This window comes from Aeromonas aquatilis (assembly GCF_054052405.1).
In genome coordinates, this window is sequence record NZ_JBSTYP010000010.1 from 1 (window position 1) to 23,587 (window position 23,587).

Annotated in this window: 16 protein-coding genes; 6 read left to right on the top strand and 10 right to left on the bottom strand. The window is 55.1% G+C overall.

Annotated features, from left to right (window positions below; translation table 11 throughout):
• The first annotated feature begins 321 nt into the window (after positions 1–321).
• The 5 genes from yjeM (at position 322) to ACW5W8_RS05265 (ending at position 7,244) form a co-directional block, all read left to right on the top strand.
• Positions 322–1,788 (top strand): glutamate/gamma-aminobutyrate family transporter YjeM, encoded by a 1,467-nt coding sequence (gene yjeM, locus ACW5W8_RS05245; RefSeq protein WP_498626767.1) that lies wholly within the window; start codon positions 322–324, stop codon positions 1,786–1,788.
• A 259-nt stretch (positions 1,789–2,047) separates the two neighbouring features.
• On the top strand, positions 2,048–2,959 hold the full coding sequence (locus ACW5W8_RS05250) for a serine hydrolase (RefSeq protein WP_498626768.1): 912 nt from the start codon (positions 2,048–2,050) through the stop codon (positions 2,957–2,959).
• A gap of 223 nt (positions 2,960–3,182) precedes the next feature.
• Positions 3,183–4,220 carry an acyltransferase gene (locus ACW5W8_RS05255; protein ID WP_498626770.1) on the top strand — a complete coding sequence of 346 codons (1,038 nt, stop codon included), beginning with the start codon at positions 3,183–3,185 and terminating at the stop codon, positions 4,218–4,220.
• Positions 4,221–4,513: 293 nt separating this feature from the next.
• Complete coding sequence (locus tag ACW5W8_RS05260; RefSeq protein WP_498626771.1) at positions 4,514–6,556, top strand: TonB-dependent receptor; 2,043 nt, start codon at positions 4,514–4,516, stop codon at positions 6,554–6,556.
• 64 nt (positions 6,557–6,620) lie between these two features.
• Positions 6,621–7,244 carry a PepSY-associated TM helix domain-containing protein gene (locus ACW5W8_RS05265; protein WP_498626772.1) on the top strand — a complete coding sequence of 208 codons (624 nt, stop codon included), beginning with the start codon at positions 6,621–6,623 and terminating at the stop codon, positions 7,242–7,244.
• A 1,120-nt stretch (positions 7,245–8,364) separates the two neighbouring features.
• Here ACW5W8_RS05265 and ACW5W8_RS05270 read toward each other — a convergent pair.
• From ACW5W8_RS05270 to ACW5W8_RS05300, 7 genes are all read right to left on the bottom strand, one after another.
• The gene (locus ACW5W8_RS05270; RefSeq protein ID WP_498626774.1) at positions 8,365–8,988 is read right to left on the bottom strand and encodes a PM0109 family protein; all 624 of its coding nucleotides are present in this window, start codon (positions 8,986–8,988) and stop codon (positions 8,365–8,367) included.
• A 20-nt stretch (positions 8,989–9,008) separates the two neighbouring features.
• Complete coding sequence (locus ACW5W8_RS05275) at positions 9,009–9,791, bottom strand: hypothetical protein (protein WP_498626775.1); 783 nt, start codon at positions 9,789–9,791, stop codon at positions 9,009–9,011.
• A 217-nt stretch (positions 9,792–10,008) separates the two neighbouring features.
• Positions 10,009–10,977: an Abi family protein gene (locus tag ACW5W8_RS05280; RefSeq protein ID WP_498626776.1), complete on the bottom strand. Its 969-nt coding sequence runs from the start codon at positions 10,975–10,977 to the stop codon at positions 10,009–10,011.
• Positions 10,977–12,749, bottom strand: coding sequence for a restriction endonuclease subunit S (locus ACW5W8_RS05285; RefSeq protein ID WP_498626777.1), 1,773 nt, complete (start codon positions 12,747–12,749; stop codon positions 10,977–10,979). Before ACW5W8_RS05285 ends, ACW5W8_RS05280 begins: the two co-directional genes overlap by 1 nt.
• Positions 12,749–14,236, bottom strand: a complete 1,488-nt coding sequence (locus tag ACW5W8_RS05290) for an N-6 DNA methylase (protein WP_498626778.1) — start codon at positions 14,234–14,236, stop codon at positions 12,749–12,751. The genes ACW5W8_RS05285 and ACW5W8_RS05290 overlap by 1 nt, the downstream gene beginning before the upstream one ends.
• Before the next feature lie 120 nt (positions 14,237–14,356).
• The gene (gene hsdR / locus ACW5W8_RS05295; RefSeq protein ID WP_498626780.1) at positions 14,357–16,822 is read right to left on the bottom strand and encodes an EcoAI/FtnUII family type I restriction enzme subunit R; all 2,466 of its coding nucleotides are present in this window, start codon (positions 16,820–16,822) and stop codon (positions 14,357–14,359) included.
• 140 nt (positions 16,823–16,962) lie between these two features.
• Positions 16,963–17,235, bottom strand: a complete 273-nt coding sequence (locus ACW5W8_RS05300; protein ID WP_498626782.1) for a recombinase family protein — start codon at positions 17,233–17,235, stop codon at positions 16,963–16,965.
• 216 nt (positions 17,236–17,451) lie between these two features.
• Between ACW5W8_RS05300 and ACW5W8_RS05305 the strand changes: the two genes are divergently transcribed.
• Positions 17,452–19,278, top strand: coding sequence for a hypothetical protein (locus ACW5W8_RS05305; protein ID WP_498626783.1), 1,827 nt, complete (start codon positions 17,452–17,454; stop codon positions 19,276–19,278).
• A 1,103-nt stretch (positions 19,279–20,381) separates the two neighbouring features.
• Here the strand turns inward: ACW5W8_RS05305 and ACW5W8_RS05310 are convergent.
• The 3 genes from ACW5W8_RS05310 to ACW5W8_RS05320 all read right to left on the bottom strand — a co-directional run bounded on the left by ACW5W8_RS05310 (position 20,382) and on the right by ACW5W8_RS05320 (position 23,477).
• The gene (locus ACW5W8_RS05310) at positions 20,382–20,876 is read right to left on the bottom strand and encodes a hypothetical protein (RefSeq protein ID WP_498626785.1); all 495 of its coding nucleotides are present in this window, start codon (positions 20,874–20,876) and stop codon (positions 20,382–20,384) included.
• A gap of 339 nt (positions 20,877–21,215) precedes the next feature.
• Positions 21,216–22,727, bottom strand: a complete 1,512-nt coding sequence (locus tag ACW5W8_RS05315) for a helicase RepA family protein (protein ID WP_498626786.1) — start codon at positions 22,725–22,727, stop codon at positions 21,216–21,218.
• 504 nt (positions 22,728–23,231) lie between these two features.
• Positions 23,232–23,477: a hypothetical protein gene (locus ACW5W8_RS05320; protein ID WP_047438419.1), complete on the bottom strand. Its 246-nt coding sequence runs from the start codon at positions 23,475–23,477 to the stop codon at positions 23,232–23,234.
• Between the last annotated feature and the right edge of the window lie 110 nt (positions 23,478–23,587).

The following is a 23,587-nucleotide window of genomic DNA, read 5'->3' on the forward strand; positions in this document are numbered from 1 at the left end:
AAATGTCTCGGATTCAGGCAGCCTGTCAAGGTATTCGAAGAGTACCGTCAGGCGGCATAGGCGAGTGTCGCACTTCGAAGTTGAATTCGCGGTTCACAGTTAATTTTCGGCAACGCTGACCAATATCGCGCATGGCACAGACCATGCGGCTCCGCCCATACATTCATTGACCGCCTGACGGGTAAGCCAGCCCGGTCAGAGATGACCCGATCGCGCCCGCCATAGCAGGATGGCATGGCGCTACCGCGTTATTAATGGGTCCGGTTTCGTTTGTTTAATTTTTGATTATTTTAAATCCAGCACCATCAGGGAGTTTTAAATATGTCAGCAAAAAAGCTGAAGTTGGGTGCCTTTATATTGATGATATTAACATCGGTATTTGGCGTCACTAATATCGGGATCGGCTTCTATCGAATGGGATATGCCGCCATTCCGATGTTCGTGATCGGCGGTCTGTTCTTCTTCATTCCGTTCATCCTCATGATGATCGAGTTTGGCACCGGCTTTCGCAAAGAGGCGGGCGGTATCTTTACCTGGATGCGCCACTCGGTCTCGACCCGATTCGCCTTTATCGGTCTGACCATGTGGTTCGCCTCCTACGTCATCTGGATGTTTGGCAAGGCGCTCTCTATGTGGGTGCCCCTCTCCTTCATGCTGTTTGGCCGCGACATCACCGTCATCCCGGTCACCCTGGGCAGCGGTATCGACTTCGGCCCCTTTATTCTGGGTGTGGTCGCCATCACGCTGGTTGCCACCGTCACCAAGCTCATCACCCTGGGTAGCGCCCGCTTCGCCAAGGTGGCGGCCATCGGCGGCCTCTCCGTAGTGGCGCTCAACGTGTTGCTGCTGGTCGGCGGCGTCTTCACCTTCGCGGTGAGTGGCATGACTCTGCAGGAGCCCTTCACCCAGGCATCGCTGACGGCCTCTCCCAATGCCGCTTTCAACGACATCATCCCCTTCCTCGGCTTTATGGTGTTCGCCATCTTCGCCTACGGCGGGGTCGAGGCGATGGCCGGCGTGGCTGACGAGCTGGAAGACCCCGAGCGCGATCTCAAGCGTGGCATCTTCCTCTCCGGCGCCTTCATCGTGCTCTGCTACATCATCGGCTTTCTGGCGGTCGGCTCCATCATGCGCTGGAGCGATTTCCCGGCCGAGGGGATCACTTCCCTCTCAGCCCTCTTCATCATCATGCTGGAGCTGGGGCGCCATCTCGGTGGCGAGTGGCTGGGGCAGGTGTTCATGCGCTTTGCCGGATTGGGCATGTTCCTGAGCTATCTAGGTGCCTTTATCGCCCTATCCTATGCGCCGCTGCGCCAGTTCATCACCGGCACCCCGAGCTACTTCTGGCCGGAGCGTTTCCAGCGCGAGAACGAGAATGGCGTGCGCATTGAAGCCCTCAAGGTGCAAGCCTGGGTGGTCTGTCTGTTCATTGCCGCTAAATCCATCTTTACCCTGATCAACCCGGAAGGGGCCGCTGCCCTCTATGAGCTGATCATCACCATGACCAACGTCGGCATGACCCTGCCCTACATGTTCCTCATCTACGCCTGGTATCGCTATCGCAACAACCCGGCGCTGGGCAAGGACCTGATCTTCTTCAAGAGCGCGGGCTCCGTGCTGCTGGCAACCATCATCAGCATGATCCTGGTCGCCTTCGGCAACGTCTTTACCGTGGTGGCCCCCTTTATCTCCGGGGATATCTCCACCGGCGTCTGGACCATCATTGGCCCGCTGCTGTTCGTGGTGATCGCCATGCGCTTCAAGATCAAGCAGGAAGATGCCCACTAAACGGTAAGCAATGCTCCATGCCAATCGGGACCGTTCTGGTCCCGATTTTTTTAGCGCCGACTTCTGCTCACCATCACGTCCAGCCCATAGTTTCAATGCAGGTGGGGACTCCATGGAGGCCCGTTTTACACTCTCCTCGCCGTCAGAGCGCGCTCAACGCCGTAAATTATCAATATCAAGGTGAGAATGATTGTGAAGCGCCAGTTCACGACATATAACTTAGCGAGATATCCCTGTATTTCGTCCGGTAGAGCTGATCATGATGATGCGTTCCCTCCTTCCCCTGTTACTTGGCGCAGTCATACTGCCGGCCACGATGGACAGTGCCCATGCCAACCCCTTTTCCGCCAGCAGCAAGAACAACAGCGGCTTTCTCGAGCGGCGAGAGATCCCCAATCTGAATTCTGCCGCCTTCGTCGTGGCCAATCACAGGACTGGGGAGGTGATCTCCGAACACAACGGCAACCGGGTAATGCCCATCGCCTCTCTCACCAAGCTGATGACGGCGCTGGTGGTGCTGGATGCCAACCTGCGTCTCAACGAGACCCTGACGGTGACCAATGCCGATATCGACCGAATTAAGGGCACCGGCTCACGACTGGCTATCGGTTCCAGGCTCAGCCGCGCCGAGATGCTCCATATCGCCCTGATGTCATCTGAAAACCGCGCGGCCTCGGCGCTGGGACGCAACTACCCTGGCGGCCAGCGCGCCTTCGTCGAAGCGATGAATGCCAAGGCCCGCATGCTGGGGATGTGGAGCACTCACTATGCTGACAGCACCGGTCTCAACCCGCGTAATGTCTCCACCGCACAGGATCTGGCCAAGCTGGCCGTCGCCGCTGCCGCGTATCCGCTGATCCGTCAATACTCCACCGACGATCAGAGCTATGTGCGCACCAACAAGAACCAGATCCACTATCGCAACTCTAACCGCCTTGTGCGCGAAGGGCAGTGGGAGTTCACCCTCTCCAAGACCGGCTATATCCGCGAGGCGGGCCGCTGTCTGGTGCTGGGCACCAAGGTCAATCACGAACCGGTGATCATGGTGCTGCTCAATGCCGAGACCACCAACGATCGGGTCGCCGACGCCAAGCGGATCAAAACCTGGCTGGAGAGCTCGGGCAGAACCACCCTGGCAGCCAACCAGAGCAGCATGCTGACTCACCAGTAAGCTCGAGATCCCCAACCAAGCGAGGCGCCAGCCTCGCTTTTTTTATCTGCATGAGCGCGCCCAAAAAATGGGAGCCAGCGCCCGCTACAGGTAACACCTTCCGCCATCCAGTTACAAAACGTAACTACTCAACAGCGTGATTCACACTAATAGAATCAATTGGTTGTAACCTAGCAGCAAGAATTTTAGCGTGCCATCACAACCCCTGTAACGACGAGCCACCATGCGTATTTCCAGTATCGAGTGCGGGCGGGTACTGGCCATTCTGGCCGTGATGACCATTCACGTATCCCCCTTCGCCAATCCGTTCAATCCCGCCCTGTGGGGAAGTGGATCCTGGCTCTGGCTGAGCGGCACCATCAACCAGTTATGCCGCTTTGCCGTGCCGCTGTTTTTCCTCTGTGCCGGTTACTTTCTGCAGCCGAGACTGAGCCGCGAAGCGCCGCTGACCGTGGCCTGGCGCTACTGCCGCCCCTTGCTGCTGCTCTGGCTGGTGTGGAGTCTGATCTACCTGCTGGTGCCCTTCAATCCGCTGGATGCAGTGCAACAGAGTTATCTGGCCTCCCTGCACGGGCAGTGGCAATTCCAGCTCGGCGACCCCCTCAACGGCTGGCTGGTGGGCGGTATGATCCACCTCTGGTTTCTGCCAGCCCTGGTCATGGCGGTGGCCCTGCTGGCACTCTGCTACCGGCTTGGCAGACCATCGCTCGCCCTCTGGCTGGGTCTTGGCCTCTACCTGCTGGCGCTGCTGGGGGGCTCCTATGCCAAGCCGCTGCTGGGCGCCGAGTGGCCACTGCTCACCCGTAACGGCCCCTTCTTCTCCCTGCTGTTTGTGGCGCTTGGCGCCCTGCTGCGCCAGCGTCAGTGGCAACCGGATACCCGCACCGGCTGGCAACTGCTGCTGGTGGGCGTGGCGATCTATGGCTGTGAAGCCTGGGCGCTGCTGCACTTCGCCGGGGTGCCACTCACCCGCCATGACTTCCTGCTCGGCTCCCTTCCCTGGGCTATCGGCCTGTTTGGCCTGCTGCTGGCCAACCCCGAGTGGGGCAAGGGCAGCTGGCTTGAGCGCCAGGCCCCCAAAGTGCTCGGGATCTACTGCCTGCACATGATGCTGGTGGTCTGGCTCTTCGTGTTTGGCCCGCAGGGCGCATCCATCCTGTGGGAGATTGCCAAGGTGCCGCTGCTGCTGGGATCGTCTCTGCTGGCCTATCGCCTGCTGGCGGCCCTGCCCCTCACCCGCCGACTGCTGCGCACCCACTGAGTCCGATATCCGGCCCGACACATCGGGCCGGATATCGCTTCACATTTCGTCCCTTTCTCTTCCGCTACGCCCTTTTTGCTCTCGCTTCGTTCTCGCCGCTTGCTGCAATGGCTTTGCTTTTCAGCCGAGCGCCCCCGACCGCAGACCCCGTCCCCAATCCCCCCTCCATTTTCACCTTGCCAGACAAATGAAAATCAATATCATTGGCATCCCGCTTTGGCGGGTCAGGCTAATTATAATTAAATCAATATGTTCGAGCCGTCAGGTCGACATCCAAAGAGTCAATATTGAATATGCAGCACCCTCACTTTCGCAGAACGCTGGTCTCGCTGACCCTGCTGGGCACCGGCTTCACTGCCCAGGCCGCCGATGAAACCATGACTGTGGTTGGCAAACGATCCCAGCATCAGGAAGTTGCCACCGCTACCCGGACCAATACGCCAGCCAAGCTGGTGCCCCAGACCATCGACAGCGTCAAGGTCAGCGAGCTGACCGCCTTCGGCCAACCGACGCTGAGTGAAGCCCTGAGCGGCATCCCCGGGGTCAACGCCAGCGGTGATACCCGCTTCGACGGGGTCAATATCCGCGGCTTCAGCGCCAGCAACGACTTCTATCTCGACGGGTTCCGCGACGACATGCAGTACACCCGGGATCTCGGCAACATCGAGCGGGTGGAAGTGCTCAAGGGCCCGGCAGCCGTGCTCTACGGCCGCGGCAGCACGGGGGGCATCGTCAACCGGGTCAGCAAGAAGCCGCAAAAAGGGCAGGAGTCCAGCGTCACCGCCCGGGTCGGCAGCTTTGACAGCCAGCGACTGGCCGCCGACCTCAATGGCGAGGCGAGTGAGCAGGTGCAACTGCGCCTCAACATGGCGCAGGAGGACAAAGATAGCTTCCGCAACGGCGTGAAGAGCAAGCGCACTCTGCTGGCCCCTTCCGCCAACTGGGAGATCAGCGACAACCTAAACTGGCTGGTACAGTACGAGCGCAACGAACATGATCGCACCCCGGATCGCGGCATTCCCGGGGTCAATGGCCGTCCGGCCGATGTGCCGCGAGAGTATGTCTACAGCGATACCAGCCGCGACTTCATCGATGACGTGGCACAATCCACCCGTTCACGCCTCTCCTGGGATATCAACGATCAGTGGCAGTTGCGCCAGCAGCTCGGTTACTCCACCCTCGACAGCCAGTTTGACAACACCTATGTCACCAGCGTCAAAGGGGATCAGGTGACCCGCGCCCGCTGGCAGCAGGATCTCAAAGCGAAGAACCTGATCAGCAACACCGAGGCCGAAGGTCTGTTCCAGACCGGCCCGGTGGAACATCGCCTGCTGGCCGGCTTCGAGCAGAACTGGCAGGAGCGCACACCCAAGCTCTACCAGAACGCCACCGCCATCCCGTCTGGCAACCTCTACGACCCGGGCTCACTGCCTACCTACAATGGCGCCATGAAGCTCTCCAGCGACGCCAAACACAAGGTGCGCGGCAATGGCCTCTATCTGCAGGATCAGCTCAGCCTGGGTGACTGGCATCTGGTGGGCGGACTGCGCCGTGACGACTTCACCGTCACCAGTCGCCGCTACGACCTCAACAAGGAGGAGAGCGTCTCGGTCAACAGCCTGAGCCCGCGCCTCGGCCTGGTGTGGAATCCCCTCGAGGATCACGCCTTCTACACCTCCTACAGCAAGACCTTCACTCCGGTGGGCGGCGAGCTGATCGGCATCACCCCGGGTGACAAGAATAACGGGCTGGAACCCCAGCACACCCGCCTCTACGAAGGAGGTGTGAAGAGTGACTGGCTGAACGGCAAGCTGGCGACCACCCTCTCCCTCTATCGACTGGAGATGTACAACAAGCGCACCAAGGATCCGCTGGATCCCACCAAGGTTATCCGCACCGGCCTGCAACGTACCGAGGGAGTCGAGCTGAGCGCCCGCGCCGAGCTGACCGACGAGATCTACCTGCGTGGCGGCTTCGCCATTCAGGATGCGGAGCAGGTCAAGGCGGATGCGGATCTGCAGGGCAAGCGCCCGATGAACGTCTCCCGTCAGAATGGCCAGTTCTATCTCGGCTACAAGAGTGGCGAGCAGGGCTGGTTCGGTGAAACCGGCGTGACGGCGGTGGGCGATCGCTTCGCCGACAACGCCAACACAACCACACTGCCCGGTTACGCCCGCTTCGATGCGCGCGCCGGTTATCGTTGGCAGCAGTGGCAAGCCGAGCTGAGCGCCGAAAACCTGACCGACCACGAGTACTTTGTCAGCGCCACCAGTGCCAACCAGATCATGCCGGGTACGCCCCGTCAGCTGAGCCTGACCGGAACCTACCGCTTCTGATCTCTGTGACAACCACCCCGACTGGCCAGCCCTTGCTGGCCAGTTTTTTTATGAAGCAACCACGATGAAACGCAGAAGAGTTCCCCTTCACAACAACAAATGGGTACGCCGCCTCCATGCCTGGGCAGGCTTTTTTACCCTCGCCCTGATGCTGATGTACGGCATCACCGGCCTCTGGCTGCAACACCGTGCCGTGTTGCCCATTCCCGGCCCCCACACCGACAAATCGAGTGAAGAGATAGTGCTCAAGGCGCCGCTCGCCAGCCCGGAGCAGTTGAAAAGCCTGTTGCAACAGCGCTATCCCGAAACTTTTGCCGATGGGCGAACCATGCTCACCCCGGCCCAGACCTTGCCCACCCCGAACGGTTCGCTCACCCTGCCCGCCAAGTGGGAGATGCGTGGCGTCACCCTCAGCCAGAGCGTGGCCGCCAGCTATGTTGAGGGTACCCTGCTGGTACGTACCGACCTGCAACTGGCCAACTTTGCCGCCAGCCTCAACCGGCTACACCGCGGCATGGGCACTGGCCTCGGCTGGCAGCTGTTTGGCGATATCGCCGCCCTGGCCCTGCTGCTGCTGGCCCTCACCAGCCTGTTTATGTGGACCAAGCTGCACGGTACACCCAGAGCCATCATCGTGCTGACGCTCGCTGGCACCCTCGGTACCCTGCTGTTTGCCCTGCTGGGATAGCGCAGCAACCTCGCACCTGCATACTCCAGCATTGCCAATGCATGAAAAAAACGTAATAGAAACAGGCCGCTGGCGGTGATGCCGTCAGCGGCCACATCAAAAAACTGAAATAACGGAGAGCGGGAAAAGAGAAGGGATGCCAAGTGGTAACGGGAAGTACTGCCAGCTCAACAGTAACGCCCCAACGCGCAGAAACGCCAAAGAAACAAAAGGCCATCATTGCTGATGGCCTTTTGTCATGAATTTGATGGTCGGGGTCTCTATCGAATCGTGAATTTATTAATATGATTTTAAAGGAAAATTCTAGATGTGAATTTTTCTTATACCCCCCAAAATACCCCCACAATGCTCTCGCTGGGAGTGTATTCGATAGATGATCAGCAAGCCTACTTCCGCTGGAACTACGGAGTAAACGTCGAAATATCTCGGGAACTTACTTGCTGCCTCGAGCATAAGCATCAAGTTGTTGTCCGTTTTACAAAGCCTTGCCGCTCGGAGTTGTTGTCTGTTTTTCACTGCCAGGCACCAGCTCCGCAGTTTTCCCAATGCCAAATCCCCCTGCAGCACTTTGTATCTCAGATGCGGCCAATATTGGACCATCCTTTGTTTTTCGTTTCTGCGCAGTCAGCCCGTGCGCAGTTTTGAGGGAAGTGCGCAGAAAAGTACGCAGTTATCGGGGTAAATTGCGCAGTTTCCCAAAGGTACAATTCCTCTCCATACCTTGCGGTATAAGGCTCTAACGCAAATTGCGCACTCCATTCTTGCTCACACCGTTGTATTTCGTTTTTGCGAACTCAGCAACTGCGCAGTTTGGGGAGAAGTGCGCAGTTCCATCTCGACTCTTCCTACCAGGCAGAATCCCCTCTAGCCCTTGTCACACAGGACTTGAGCCCAATATCACGCTGACGCCTCGGACATTTCTGCGTAGTCCCCTATGCGCAAATAAGTGCGCAGTTTGCGGCCAGTGGTGACGGGGGTATCGACAAGTTTGCGAGGGGTTATTGTCATGGTTACTCGGACACTATCGGGGAAGCCATAACACAAGGGGCGTCAATAATAACTTCGGGCAGTGGATCGTTGACCAGCCTACCCCGTCGAAATGACGGGGTAGCGCCTTATGTCATTCTTGGTGTATTGGTTTTTGGGAGGTAAACATTTGTTTGATCCACTCGCTGGTCTTATCTGGATCAGCAAGCAGTAGAGCGAGCGGCACGTGGTTAGAGCAAAACGCGATCTGGCTGCTCTCCTTGCTCTGCTGCCATTCTGGTTGAGGGAGGGGCCAGGGCACAAAGCGCCATAGCTCATCGAAATGCTTGTCACTATTTTCCAGACAACGGAACAGAGTCACTTCCACAATGGCCTGGCCATTAAGTTGCAAAGGATCTGGCTGGCCTTTTACTCCGGCACGCAACGAGGAGGTGCGGCGAAAATCGTGATCGAGATAGAGCCGGAAGACCAGCGTCTTATCACCTTGCTGTGCGGTATCGCCGTCCCAGTCACGGTAGGCGTGATTCGATGCAAACAGTGGCAGATAGTCCCATGCCCAACTGCTGGAAGGGCGGGTTCCCGAGCGGCAGGGGCGGCTCGTTTCGCTGGGATCCCAGTACCAGAACTCGGCGTCCAGCGCCTGACTGGCGATCTGATCGAATAGCGGGAGGATACGCTGGTAGAAACCGGCTGCGAGTCGGTGGGCTTGTTGAAGTTGGGTAACCAGCTGGGTGGTCTGTTCAAGATCGTGTTGCATGGCGGCATCCTTAGCCAAAGTCAGTTATTCAAAAAAGAGAAATCGGGGCGAGAGAGGTGCAATGTCCCGGCATAGTCGAGCAGAGCAGCCCAACCAGTAGGTTCAACCGGTGGGGGAGTTTCCCGCTCAGACATCACCTTGTAATCCAGGTCCAGCGGCCCTGCGTAGGCAAACAACGGCGCCCATTCAGGCACCACCGGGGCCATGCCAAACAGCTCAAACGCCTGCAGCCACTCATCGCGAATGGCGCGATCCTGACGGCAGGATTCAAACTCGGAGGCAGTTTGCAGATAGCGGCGCAGTGGCTCCCATTCACGCAAGGTCATCTGGACAAAGCGTTCGGGCAGCTCTGGGCGAATCAGCGGGGCGACAGGGATATTGCCGAGCGCAACGTAATAGAGCCGGTCTTCATAGTCATCAAACTCGGCTTCGCTGACCACAGCATTGACCTGTGCCAGCCACTGCTCCCGATACTGGTCACCACCGAACGGGGGCTTCACCTCGATAACCACCAGAGCGTCGTCAAAGTGGAGCAGCACATCGGGCTCGACATAACGGCGATCCTGCAGCGATGCCAGTTTTGGCCACAGCTCCAGCCGTTGAAAGGTGGCCGGGTCTAGCGGATTGTCACCGAGTAGAAAGTGCAGCACGGCACGCAGAGCACCGTCAGAGAGGTGGGGCAGACGGCCGAAGAAGGTGGCGGTCAGCAGATCTTCGCTGCCTTTAAACAGGTCGCGCCAGCGCAGGGATTCCCCTTCCCGCTCGATACGCCCAGCCTTGCCATGCAGGATTGCATGTAGCATCGCAACTCCTTGTAATATTGATATTTCAAGCAGGCTCTCACGTAGCTGAAGAGCCTTTGAGATTCTGCTTTAATACCCATTCAACTACCACTCTATCCGTCACAAAATGGGGTAAAAAAGTTTGACTGAATGGAGGTTCCCCCCTATTCTTCTTCGCAACACGACCCCGGCCTCTTGGTTGCTTCGCAACTTACGCTGGGGTTCTTATTTGGTGGATTTACCACCACTCCTGCCAGTTCTCTATGTACCCCATGTTTGCCAACCCCAGCTTACGCACCGACTTTTGTGTGGGGAACGTCAGCAGATGATCCCGCAGGCGCAGATGCCACTGGGTATTCGGGCAAATAACCTTGAGTAGATGCCGTGTGATGGCCAGCAGCACGAATGGCTTGGCCAGCCGCTCATCATCTTTTGCCAGGAAATCGCACCATTGCACCTCTCTTGGCTTTGGCAACCTCACCTGCGTCGTCACGTTGCGGTTCCAGAGGCGGCTATGATGGGCGCAGATATTGCGCAGGTAACTGAGGCCGTAGATCCAGCTGGCAAACACCTGCCAGTCCAGACCGTATTTGCTGGCGATATGCTGCTGATCCGACACCTTCATCATGCCGATCAACTGCGAGATAGCGCCAAAATCAAATACCTCTACTGCTACCCAGATCGGCAGTTCCTCACCATGGCGCTGATGGTAGTGGCGCACAAAGTCCTCTTTGGAACGCTTTACCAACCCCCGGTATTTCTCCATCCACGCCTCAAAGCGGGTCTGGTGACTCCCCCTGAATGCGGGCTGCCGGATAAAACTGGGGTGGAAGTAGCTGCGATCGAGGTGAGCAAAGGTATTTCGCTTGCCAAGGAGATAGGCAAGATCGACCCGCAAGGCCACCTCGATCCGCTCCAGCGCATCCACTACCAACAGGCGCAGCTTCTTGTCGAATAGATAGAGCTCCACCGCATCCAGCAGATGGGTATCGGGGCAAAACTGGTCCGTCGCCCGGGTCTCCCGCTTGCTTTCACCCTCAGCCGCGGGTTCAAAGCGGCGAAATGGGTACCAGTAGCCGCTTAAACGGTAATAGCCAATCCGCTCCAGATAGCTCAGTGCGGCATCCCGGTCGGTAACAGTGATGCCGCGCTCAATCAGCTGATCCAGTTGCTGTTGATAGCTAAGCCAGGGGCGAGCGTAGGGCATCAGGCAAGGGCTCCTTCCACCAGCGACTCGGCCAAGGCAAGTTGGGTCTGCTGGTTGGTTTGCAAGCGGACTTTCAATTGATCACAGAGGGCTATTAATTGCTCTATTCTGGAAATAATACGTTTCATTTCCTCTATAGGAGGTAAAGCTATAGGAAATTCATTCATAGCTTTCAAACCTAAATTTTTAATAGTACTACCAGTAGCTTTCGAAAATGCATAATCAGTAAAGTACGACGACTCAATCACCCTTTTGAAGTAAACCTTAGATAATAACCCACATAGATTGAAATAACATGCGCTTTTACCTAGAACTATTTTTTCACCAGCGTAAAATCCCACTTTACCCAAGGAGCCATTTATAGACACCAATATCGTTCTATCGGTCAGATTTTTTTTGTATTTTTCAAACTCAAGTTTGTTAACACGCTTTGTATCCGGCTTTATTGTTATTCTACCATTATCCAAATTATTGCCATTTACAAAGAAATAGTCACCATTTTCATCATAACTAGGAGTGCCATGAAGCCCATCTCCTAAAAGTGTTACTAGTTGCTGTAACCTTACCCATTTCCATCCATTCGGTAGTTCAAACGCCTTTTCTTCCTCAGTGAGGACGGACTGCGGCTTCTGCTTTTTGATTTTTCCCTCTTTGACCAGCTGGGCCTTTTCGGCAGCTATGCGCTCCAGTAGGACGGAGGCGGGTTCATCACTCGGGTCTTGCGGCACCAGCTTGCCCATCACCGCCAGTTGCAGGATGGTCTGTTTCAGGGCGTCGATGCTGGCCTCAGTGGTAAAGAGGGTATCGAAATGAGTGCTTAGCCGCGCCCAGCTTTGCACCAACTCGTCGGCATCGGCACAGTCTGTCAGCGTAGCGAGCAAGGTCTCCACCAGCGTCTGATGGGCAGCCAACTGTGAGTCGCTGCGCTGCTCCAACTTGTCGCAGAGAGCCATAAGCTCATCCACTTTGGCAACGATGTGGTGTTGCTCTGACAATGGAGGTATAGGAATAACAAGTGTAGATACAGCACTTGTACTTAATTCAACTTGCTTAGTTGAGCCGGAGACAAGGGATTTCTCATGGCCTGGTTCAATTCGATTTTGGACGCCCGGCGCTGCGATATAGCACCATAAGAAATTGCAATCAATTTCGAGCGTTCTAATCACGGTCACATGAGAATCTGCAACTATTTTTTCATCAGGAAGATTATCTAAAATATTTACACGACCCACGGTACCTGTACCGGTGGAATTCCAAAGCAAGTCGTTTAGTTGTAAGAAACGCTCATTTTGGTAACCATTAACTGATGAGTCAGAAATGAACCGCGCTTGAGAGGCATCAAAGCCAGACCACTGAATACACTTCTGGGAAATGACTTTAACAGTACCAACGTCAGCATAATCAGGCCCTTTTCCTCGCTGGATATATGATGTCAGATCTTGTAGCCGAGACCACTCCCACCCTTCGGGAAGTTCGAATGGCTTCTCTTCCTCACCAATTTCCGACAAGGCTTTGGGCTTTTTAATTTTGCCCTCTTTCACCAACCGCGCCTTTTCGGCGGCAATGCGCTCAAGCAGCACGGAGGCCGGTTCATCGCTGGGGTCTTGCGGAACCAGTTTGCCGCGCACGGCCAGCTCCAGGATCAGCTCACGCAGCTTTTTGATACCAGTAAGTTCCAGCTTGCTGTTGCTGCCGCGCCCTGCACTGCTTTTGGAGCGTACAGCCGCAGTCCAGAGATCCAGATGGTCGGTAATCAGATTCTCGATCGCCACTATGCCTGCCCCCCTTGCTTGGCCGCACCTTTGCCCAAAGCATCGCCCAGAATGGCTTTTAGCTGGTCACGCAGGGTCTGGATCTCGGCATGTTCTGTGGCATAGCGCGCCAGCAGCTCGTCGGGGTCATGGCTTATCTGCTCGCCGACATGGGGGTTTTTAATATCGAGGTTGAAGTTGCGCTCGATAATGGTGTCGATACCGACCTTCCAGGCTTGCTCGTTCTCAACCCGGGCAGCAAAGCCGTCCGCCTCATCGCCCCACCAGGCAATCTCGGCTTCAAACTCCTCAAACTTCATCGGCTTGGTTTTGCTGTAGCTCTTCACCCCAGCCGGATAGGGGTGCTCGTAGAACCAGACATCCTGGGTGGGCTGACCCTTGGTGAAGAAGAGGATATTGGTCTTGATGCCGGTATAGGGGGCAAACACGCCGTTGGGCAGCCGCACTATGGTGTGCAGGTTGCACTCGCTGGTGAGCAGTTGCTTGATCTTGGTTTTGACCCCTTCGCCAAACAGGGTGCCATCGGGCAGCACCACGGCGGCACGACCGCCCTTTTTCAGAACTTCGATGATCAGTTGCAGGAACAGGTCGGCAGTTTCGCGGGTACGGAGATCGGCAGGGAAGTTCTGCTCGATGCCATCCTCTTCGGTACCGCCAAAGGGCGGGTTGGTGAGGATCACATCGATATCGCTATCCCAGCTCGACAGCGGTTTGTCGAGGGTGTTGCCGTGGCGGATCTGCACCGGCACCTCGATACCGTGGAGCAGCATATTGGTAGTGCAAAGGAGGTGCGGCAGCTGCTTCTTCTCGACCCCCAGGATCTGCTGCTGCAGGGTCTGATGGTCGGCTGAGGTCTCGACATAGTGTTCTTTGACATGATCGAAGGCGCAGGCGAGAAAACCGCCGGTGCCGCAGGCCGGGTCCATGATCCGCTCGCCGAGTTTGGGGTCGATACGGTTGACCATAAAACGGGTGACGGCACGGGGGGTGTAGAACTCGCCAGAATTACCGGCACTTTGCAGGTCGCGCAGGATCTGTTCGTAGATATCACCAAACAGGTGGCGCTCGCTGCTGTCGGTAAAGTCGATCTCGTTGAGCTTGTTGATCACCTGCTTGAGCAGGGTGCCATTTTTCATGTAGTTGAAGGCATCGCTGAACGCCTCTTTCACCACATAACCACGGGGGTTGAGATCGATATTGGCTGGCTGGTTTTTCAGGCTATCGAACAGATCGTTGTTGACGAAATCGAGCAAGGCATCGCCGGTCAGCCCTTCGCTATCGGCCGCCCAGTTGCGCCACAGGAAGCGCTCGGGGATGGGGTAGCGGTAGTTATCCTGCTCAAACTCCAGTTCCTCTTCCTGGGCGTCGAACACTTTCAAAAACAGCAGCCAGGAGAGCTGGCCGAGGCGTTGGGCATCACCGTCAATACCGGCGTCCTTGCGCATGATGTCCTGAATGGATTTGATAACTGAGCTGATGGATGACATGGGGTTCTCTGCTTTTTACAAAAATGGTGACGAATACAGGGGCGAATGCGTCAGGAGTATCGATAAAACAAGCGGCCATCATTGGAATGGCCGCATGGTAGTTCAGAAGCAGTCAGGTCGTCAGGCGCTCTGCTGCTCACGGTAAATTTCTTGTTCCAGTTCGGTGATGGCTTGCTCGAACTGTTTGGGGCCACCAAAACCCTTCTTGGCCAACTCCAGCGGGCGCCCCAACTCGGTAAAGGGGGCGACTTTTAGCGCATCCTTGGTCTCAATCTCGGTCACCCCCTGATCGGCATACTTGTCGAGCAGGCTGATAAGCACCTGCTGGGCGGTATCGTTGTACTTGGTGAAGTAGTTGCGCTTTTTGACGTTGTTGGCCCGCTCGCGGCGGGTCAATGGCGGCTGATCGTATACCACATGGCAGATAAGGTCGAACGGGTCGAGCTCCTTGCCCACTTCCTGCTCCAACACCTCCCACAGCACGCCCGCCTGAGCCAATTCATCCATGATGGCTTGCTTGCGTTCTGCTGCTTGCCAGCGTTTGGTGAAGGCATTGAGGGTGGCAAACTCTTTGAGCAGGGTCTTTTTGGTGTAGTCCTTAAAGGATTCGGTCACCAACTTGCCATCGGCATCGTAATACTGCACCCGCTCGGCGATGACGCTGACCGCCACGCCGTTGACATAATACTTGCTGACCCCGGGCTCGGGGCCACCCAGCGGGCCTGCGCCCTGGCCCCCAGCGCCACTCTGGCCACCATCACTACCGGTTGTGTAACTGCCGGGTTGCTCATCAACCCCGGGAGCAAGTGGATCGCCATTATCGCCGGGTTCATCGGTTGGCAGCGGATCGGCATCGCCGATGATATCGCCCAAGCCATCATCTGGATTGTTGATGTCTGCCGGCTTGACCACCATGACGCGCTCCGGCTCGCCGTCGAAACGGGGATCGGCAAACAGCTCGGTGGCCTTCTTGAAGTCGAGAATGGTAAACCAGAGCTTGCCGTACTTGTCATCGATGCGGGTACCACGGCCGATGATCTGCTTGAACTTGGTCATGGACTGGATGTTTTGATCCAGCACCACCAGCTTGCAGGTTTTGGCATCGACGCCGGTGGTCATCAACTCGGAAGTAGTGGCAATGACCGGATAGGGCTTTTTCGGGTTGATGAAGTTGTCGAGCTGGGCCTTGCCAAGGTCATCATCGCCGGTGATTTTCATCACATAGCGCTCATCCTTGGCCATCTGTTCCGGGTTGAGATTGACCAGCGCCCGTCGCATCCGATCGGCATGATCGATGTCGTTGCAGAACACAATGGTCTTGGCCATCGGGTCGGTTTTCTTGAGGTAGTTGGTGATGGTCTCAGCCACCAGCTGGGTACGCTCGTCAATCACCAGAGTGCGGTCAAAATCCTTCTGGTTATAGATACGGTCTTCAATCAGGTTGCCCTGTTTGTCCAGTTGCCCTTTGGTGGGACGCCACCCCTGCAGATCCACATCGATATCGACCCGTACCACCTTGTAGGGGGCGAGGAAGCCATCTTCAATGCCTTCTTTGAGCGAGTAGCTGTAGACGGGATCGCCGAAGTAGTCTGTGTTGGAGACGGTCTCGGTCTCTTTGGGCGTTGCGGTGAGGCCAATCTGGGTGGCCGATGAGAAGTATTCGAGGATCTCGCGCCAGGCACTGTCTTCGGCGGCGCTGCCCCGATGGCACTCATCCACCACGATCAGGTCGAAGAAGTTGGGAGAAACCTGCTTGAAGGCTTTCTGCGACTCTTCCGGCCCAGTGAGCGCCTGATAGAGGGCAAGGTGGATCTCATAGGCAGGATCGATAGTGCGCCCGGTGACCTTGGTCATGGCCGGGCCAAATGGCTGAAAGTCATTGCTCTTGGTCTGATCCACCAGAATGTTGCGATCGGCAAGAAACAGGATGCGCTTCTTGGCGCCCGCTTTCCACAAACGCCAGATGATTTGAAACGCTGTGTATGTCTTGCCAGTACCGGTAGCCATCACGAGTAATACTTTTGGTTTACCTGCAGCGATGGCTTCGACAGTCTTGTTGATGGCTTGCAGCTGGTAGTAGCGGGGGGATTTGCCACTGCCATCCGAGTAATAGTCCTGACTGATGACAGGCAACTGAGCCTGGGAGTAGCTCTTCCAGGTGCAGAGTTTGTCCCAAAGCTGGCCGGGGCTGGGGAAGTCCTCCAGCGCGATCTCGGATTCCAGCTTGGCAGGATTGGTCTTGTCATGAAAAACGAAGCCATCGCCGTTACTTGCAAATACGAACGGCACATCCAGCAGACGGGCATAATCGAGCCCCTGCTGCATCCCCTTGCCAATCTCATACTTGTTGGCTTTGGCTTCGATCACCGCCAGTGGCAAGCCCATCTTGTAATAAAGCACGATATCGGCCGATTTGACCGTTTTGCGCATAGCTACCGGGCCACGCACAATCACCTTCCCATCCTGTAGTCTTACTTCTTGGCGGATCTGGGTCAGATCATCCCACCCCGCCGCCTTGATAGCAGGCAGCAGGTATTTCGAGATGATGTCAGCTTCGGTGAGGGTTGCTTTGTTGATGGGCGACACAGCGCACTCCGGTTTGAAAGAGGACTGGTGCTGATGTTCTCATGAATACGGGGATGTATGGGAGAGTTATGAGTCCAAAACTTGAGCAGGAACATACCTGAAGCGTTATCAAAGGAATAAACACCTGCCCAGATGGCTAATTACGCAGACCGACATGCTCGTTTCACACTGGCGGGCGAGATCCCGAAGTGTTCAGCCGTCAGCTTGATGCTAGCTGAATTCTCTTTGCGCCAGATGGCAACGGCAGCATCGTTAATTGTCTTCTCGCGCCCCAGCGCCTTACCTTCTGCCTTCGCCTTGGCGATCCCTGCCATCTGCCGGAGCTTGATGTTTGAACGTTCCAATTCTGCAACAGCGGCCAACATGGTCAGCATGGCTTTGCCAATCGGTGTGGAGAGGTCGACCCAGATCAACTTCGCCTCGTTGACTCTCGTTAGTCTATTAGTTTAACCTTCATCTCAAGGGCTCGGAGACGCCCTGCCGGGTCGTCGGCGCCGCCAACGCCGAAAGCAAGTTCTCCTCGTCTAGAAAATCAGAACGACAAGTTATCAACACACTAACAACTCAACTTAATCACGATCCCATACTGGCGGCCTTGGGGTAGGGGATGATTTTGTTAGGAGAATATAGTGTCTGATAACCACAAATTTGCTGAGCGTCGCCTCGGCTACCTCCCTTTGCGCGATGGCCACGCCATTCCTCTGCGCGGAATATCACCAGCGGACATTAAAGAAGGCGCGAAATCACGCGTGCTTCATCCCGATGCTGACCCCTTGAAACATAGACAGACGCTCAACGCTATTGTCGATCGCTTGGGCTTCGCCGGAGACTTCGGGACTTATCAAAATAAAGGCTGGCCCGAGTTTCAAGCCTTCCTCAAAAAGCACCGTTGTACCAAGCAGGTTGGCACCTTTCCGGTAGATCATGGCGGCTGCATAGATCTTTATTTTTCAGAACATGGCGGCCCCACCCCTCGTGAGTTGGCTGACCGCATCTTCTTCGGCCCCCAAGAGCAGCGGCCTCGTCGGGTATTTCTTGGATACGGCGTGGACTGGTCCGCTTGGGATAACGGGAATGGCCATCAAGTCCCAGCCGCTGCAATCAAGTCCATCAATGCGTTGCCGGAAGTGGCAGCCCAGCTTGGCAAAGACCTGTTTGCACGACGGATCGACCTGGTGGGCCAGTGGGGCTTTCTGGATAACAAGTTGGTTGATGGCCCGCTTAGCACCATAGTCGACAAACACTACTGGGAACTAGAGTGCGGCCCCGAGGAGCGGACGGCACAACATGCAAAGACTTTTGCCGCAGTCCGTGCGTTCCGCGCCGTTTTTGACGCTCAGCCCGAAGGATGGGTTGACGTACTTCCTTACAACAACCGACTCACCGTCCTACGCGCTCATGACGGTTGCTGGGACCTGTTGTGGCGTGATTACAGGGAACATGAACCGCCCAAGCCGGACAATTTGGCCGATTCATACAAATTGGCGATTGCAGATTTGCCATCAAAGTTGATGAGTGAAAGCGACTTGCGTCGAGCCATTCATTTCCGCCAAGAGTTCTGGGACGAAGACGAAGCCCACAAAGCGGAACAAGCCTTCTATGACCGAGGCGGAAGCATGATGGAGCGGCGACTCACAACGTCCGTCGATGTGCGCCGCACATGGCTGACAGAGCAAGGCATTTGGCCATCACCAGAGCGAGCAAAATGGGCTGGGCCGCTACCAAACGGCTTCCATCTCGTCGAGATTGGAGGCCGCAAGCTGGCTATCAGCGATCTGATAGACCTCGCTTCATTCCGGCAGATGCTGGAGGAAACAGGCTTCCATGAACGACAGGGCGAGCGTCGCGAGCCTTGGGATCGCGCCAATGAAGGCGCCTCTGATGATGCTCCTGTCGGCGCATCGTGGGTTGATGCTCAAGCCTATTGCGCATGGCGTGAGCGGCAACTTGGTGTCAGCCTCAGGCTACTCACCCAGAAAGAGCTTCGCGCTATTCGACCGGCTTACTCCAAGCACTACGAGTCGATGGCGTTTGGTGATTTTCCGTGGGAAAACTGGCCACCTCGTCCACTGGTAGAAGCAAGCGAACAGGCTATCCGCCAAGCTGTGCCTTCGGCCGTCAAGTGGTCTGAGCCAAGGTTTCTGGAGCCCAATCCTGACGTCGCTGAATTCCCGCGTCCCACCGGGATTGATGTCAGCAGCTCTAAAGCCATCAATGGTGGAGTTCGCAAAATCTGGATCAAGGACTTTCCTCCACATGCGGCATGGAAAGAACAGATCCCATGGACAGAACATCAGGGCCTCGAGTTCATTGATGCGTGGGACGCCTACGAATGGTGCCAAGAAAAGGGCCACATTAGCGGCCGTTTTTGGGAGGGCGACATAGGATCAACGTCCTGGGGTGCCTACAAAAATATCAAGGTCTCTTTTCGAGTAGTCATGGACATCGAGGGCTGAAGCGATGTTCAAAAACTCAATCTGTCTCAGCGCCAAAGGAAAACCTCGTCGCGCCTACCCAAATCAGCAATGTGCCGAAGAAGGCGCGCGATATGCTCTCGTATCATATGGCAACCGCATGATGCCCTACCATTGCGGCCGATGCTGCTCCTGGCACTTGTGTCCGGCAGATCGGCACACGCCAGGGCATCACTGCTGTGACTGTTTGAAGCAGGCGTATGCCTCAGAAAGTGCAGCGGTGCGACGTGCACTCATTCTGGAACGAGAACAGGGGGTATTACTTCGAGTGTATGAATGTCCCCATGGCGAGGGATGGCACCTGACGAGTAAACTTTAAACAGCGTGTAGCGGGGCGGGGCTTACGAGCCCCCCCCCAAACTTTGCTTAGCGCGAACCTTCACCCTCGCTTTTCCATCGCAGGTAGACCGCATCACCTCACTCTTCTTGCAGCCCTGTGGCGGCCGCGCACCTTCCAGAGTAGGCCAAGGCAAAATGTGACTTTAATGGCCCCCTTTTGCAACCACTTCACAGACCGCTAGTAATTCGCAGGCGATTGCGGGGCTCAGATCATCACCACCTCCTCAGTTAGCTCGATTTACCTAAACGCGGCCCGATAACAACCCGGAGGCCATCCACTACCACGTCTCGATACAGCGAAGTTCAAGGGCACTCTGCAAATGATCACTCGTAACAGGACAAAGGGTTTTTCATTTTTCGGGGGCGGTCAAAGAGGCGTGTGCGCTAGCCCCTACCAGTAATCCCTTGTCAGGACTGGGCTTGCGGTGAATCAGGGGACTGGTGACCACAAAAACGATCCTGGCTAGCCAGAAAAGGGATCGCCGATAGTAGCGAAAATGGATCGTTATGCAAAACGATCGCTTTTAATAAAAAGCCTTATTTTACTGTGAGTTACTGCGATATTTACCGACAGTAATCGATCCTGTTTTTGCACTTGAGCCGTACAGTCAAAAGCGATCGTTTTACCACATTTGGGAATGTAAGCAGGGCTGTAGCCCGCATTCTTATTGAGTTATGCCAACCCGATGCCCACACAGGGCAATAATGATCGCCTGTAACACAAAAAGTGAGCATTTTAGGGGTGATCACCTAAGGATTTTCTCCAACTCCCAACCCCATGGTTCATTTGGTGCGCCTCTGGGGTATGAGGCGAAACGCCAACCCAACTGCTTCAACACTGTGTTCAAGCGACGAAACACCATCCTGTGATTTGAATGACTCAGGTTGTAGAAGTCGGTCAACTCCTCACAAGTCACACCGGGGTCTGTTGCGACGACCAGAATGTAGGCATGGTGCGGGTGCCACGCCATTGCAACGACAAGAGCAGCCAAGTGATTAATCGGCCCCAGCTTGGATATGGCATGGTCTCGCTCTGCTCGTTCCATCAATCGACGGTTAGACTGCCCGACATTTCGAGCCCAGGCATTACGATACCGAAAAATGTCTTCGACTCCTGGTGCTGGCTTGCACAATCGTTCTAGCTGCTTGCGCTGGCGCTCTGCTCGTTTTTGCTCCTTTAGCCGCTGCTTTTCCTCTTCCGCTATCTCTTTGGCGAACATTTTGTTTATCTCCGCGAACACTCGCCTTTCCTCCAAGTTGTGACGTGCAGGGCGAGAACATGCGTCCTCGTCACTCAGATGACTCGCCTAATCACAATGCTGAAATGCCTCATGGTCGGCTGCGGCATTCGGTACCATTTTGCTTTGGTTTCACCTCATCCCCCTCAATCAATCCTCACTTACTGGCACACCTCACCAGTAGGTGTTAACGTTACCCAATGAGGATGCAGCAAAGCCTGTATTGACGCGGACATGCAGGCGAACATGGACGTATATCGTCACTTGTTCTGTCTATAGAAAAAAAGTGAGGACAAAGAGCCCCCGCCTCACGCTCCTCACCCAGTCTTCACTTTTTACTGGTTAGTCACCTGATTTTACTAGCCAGATAACATCGCCATCCCGTTCAATTAGGCGTTCTGAAATCAACTTGTTTCGATGGCGAGTACGGTTCTTGCTGTCATCCATCTTTGCTGCCTTCATGTGGTCGATCACCTGCTGCCAAGTTGTCTTACCACCATTGGCATTACAAAGCTGACGAATAGCTCCAAACATTGCTTTGTGGTTCGCAGTCACGTTGGATATGTTACCCAGTTCATCAGATTCTATGGGCTCTCGGCTTGTATCCACCAGCACCATACTGGTGACATCATCACCGTCTGCATCTGAGCCAATAACCCGTTGTTTAAGATCATGAGCCCGTAGATCGGGTTCTTCATCATCCTTCATCTTGGTACATGTCAGAATGATGGATGCGTCCTCCTTGTTTTCACGTTTCAGCAGATACTCGGCATCTAATGCCGCTCTGAATGCGCTACTCCCCCTGGCACCATTTTCTTCGTTCTTGCCGGTGTGGTGTATCAGCAAAATAGTGGCCCCAGTTTCAGCCTTAATACGATCACAACCGGCAATAAACGCCCCCATATCAGCAGCACGATTTTCATCGCCACCACCAAAGCAGCGAGCCACTGTATCGACCACAATCAGCCTGACAGGCAACCCTGTATCCGCTTTGATCTGGATGGCTGCTAACCGCAACTCATTGACTTGAGCATCATCTGCCATAAACACGGGCTGGTTAACACGATATAAATTGGGAACGTCTTGCTGCTCGTGATACTCATCAGCCCACGCCTTAATACGACGCGGTACACCGACCCCACCTTCACCCACAATGTAAAGCACTGCACCTTGTTGGACTGGCCTACCATCCCAAGCCAGACCGGTACTTATATGGCAAGCAATTGAAACAGCAGTAAAGCTCTTAAAGCTACCGCTGGGACCATAGATGCTGCACATGCTAGACGCGGGCAACAACCCTTTGATTAGGTAGCTTTGTTGGTGGTCATAGCCGCTGAAGCCAATCGAAAGAGAAAGATTGGTTTGCAATCTCTTCTGGTACTCGAATTGCTGGTGGATATTCACAAGCGCCCATGGTTCAGCATTCCGATCAGGATGACCAAGATAGAGCTCTGCACTAGGAGCTTGTTTCAATAGCTCATCTATTAGCCGGTGCTGTTTGTTTACATGAAGCTGACCGCAGATATGCACAATCACCTTTTCCGTCGCATCTCGGTCAACCATCCGATATAGCTTCCCACCCTCATCAAGCTGGGTGGGTGATACATAAAGACTCACCACCGGTTGTTCATCAGGATCTACGGGATTATCAGCGGCAATCGCATGATTGAGGGCTCGCTGTAAAACCTCCCTCTGCCCCCCATCAGACGGCGCATGAGATCCCGTATAAATCACAATCGTCCTTTGATCTGGGAGATCTCTAAATTTCACCAAACCATGTACTGGTGAGCTGGCAGCCTGAACGTTCGCAGCCATATGGGGAATTCGCGCTATTTGGTGGGGCTGTGCGTTCATCGCTCCCCCCTAACCAGAGCGGTTACCAACTCATTGAATGCCCGTTCATCTAAGCCTGCCTTCATTTGGCGAGCATAAGGACGAGTTACAACCGCAGCGGCTCCTTTGCATTGCGCTATAAAGGCGGCTCTCGCTTTTCGGCTGGTGAAGGCACCCAATACTCCGACACGGGAGCGTTTACCGGTTCTGGGATTGGGTGGTCCATAGAAGGTTTCAGCCTGGCTATCAGCGGCCCATGCAAAATAGATCATCGCTTGCCCTCCGAATCAGAAGACGAAGCATGGATCTCGGCCAGCAAGCCTTGATGGCCTTTATGGATTAATAAGTGAACTTTCATGCTAAAATTACCTCACACTCACTGGCTCCTTGGTCTGCAAACTGTCAGAGCCAGCGAGTAATCCGAAATGCCCTTACTGTCGCAGGTAAGGGCTTTTTTTCATGTTTTCCCCATGGGTTTGCACACCATGTTTGCCTATATCCGATAACAGATGGATTCCCTGCGGTTTAATCATCCGTCGGGTGTTGTTCAGGCAGTCCACCAGCCATCCACAAGCCGAAGAGTTTGGTGTTCACAAACATCCGCTTGCCGACAATTCGGCAGCAACGTTCCAAGCCGGGCTTCTCGGCTCGCTTCCAGAACATGGCCTTCAGTGTGGGATAGTTAAATTGGGGGTAGTGCTTGGGGATTTCGGTCACAGGCAGCCAGTTGTTTAGATCTTGGCTGATTGCGATGAGATTGAGGTCTTGCATACTGCTTATACTCCCTTTCCTGTTGCTCATAACGTTCTGCGGTTTGGTCGGGGAGTATTTAACGCGATGTGATAGGTTTTTTTTTAGAACAGAAGTCCGCGAACTTCTGT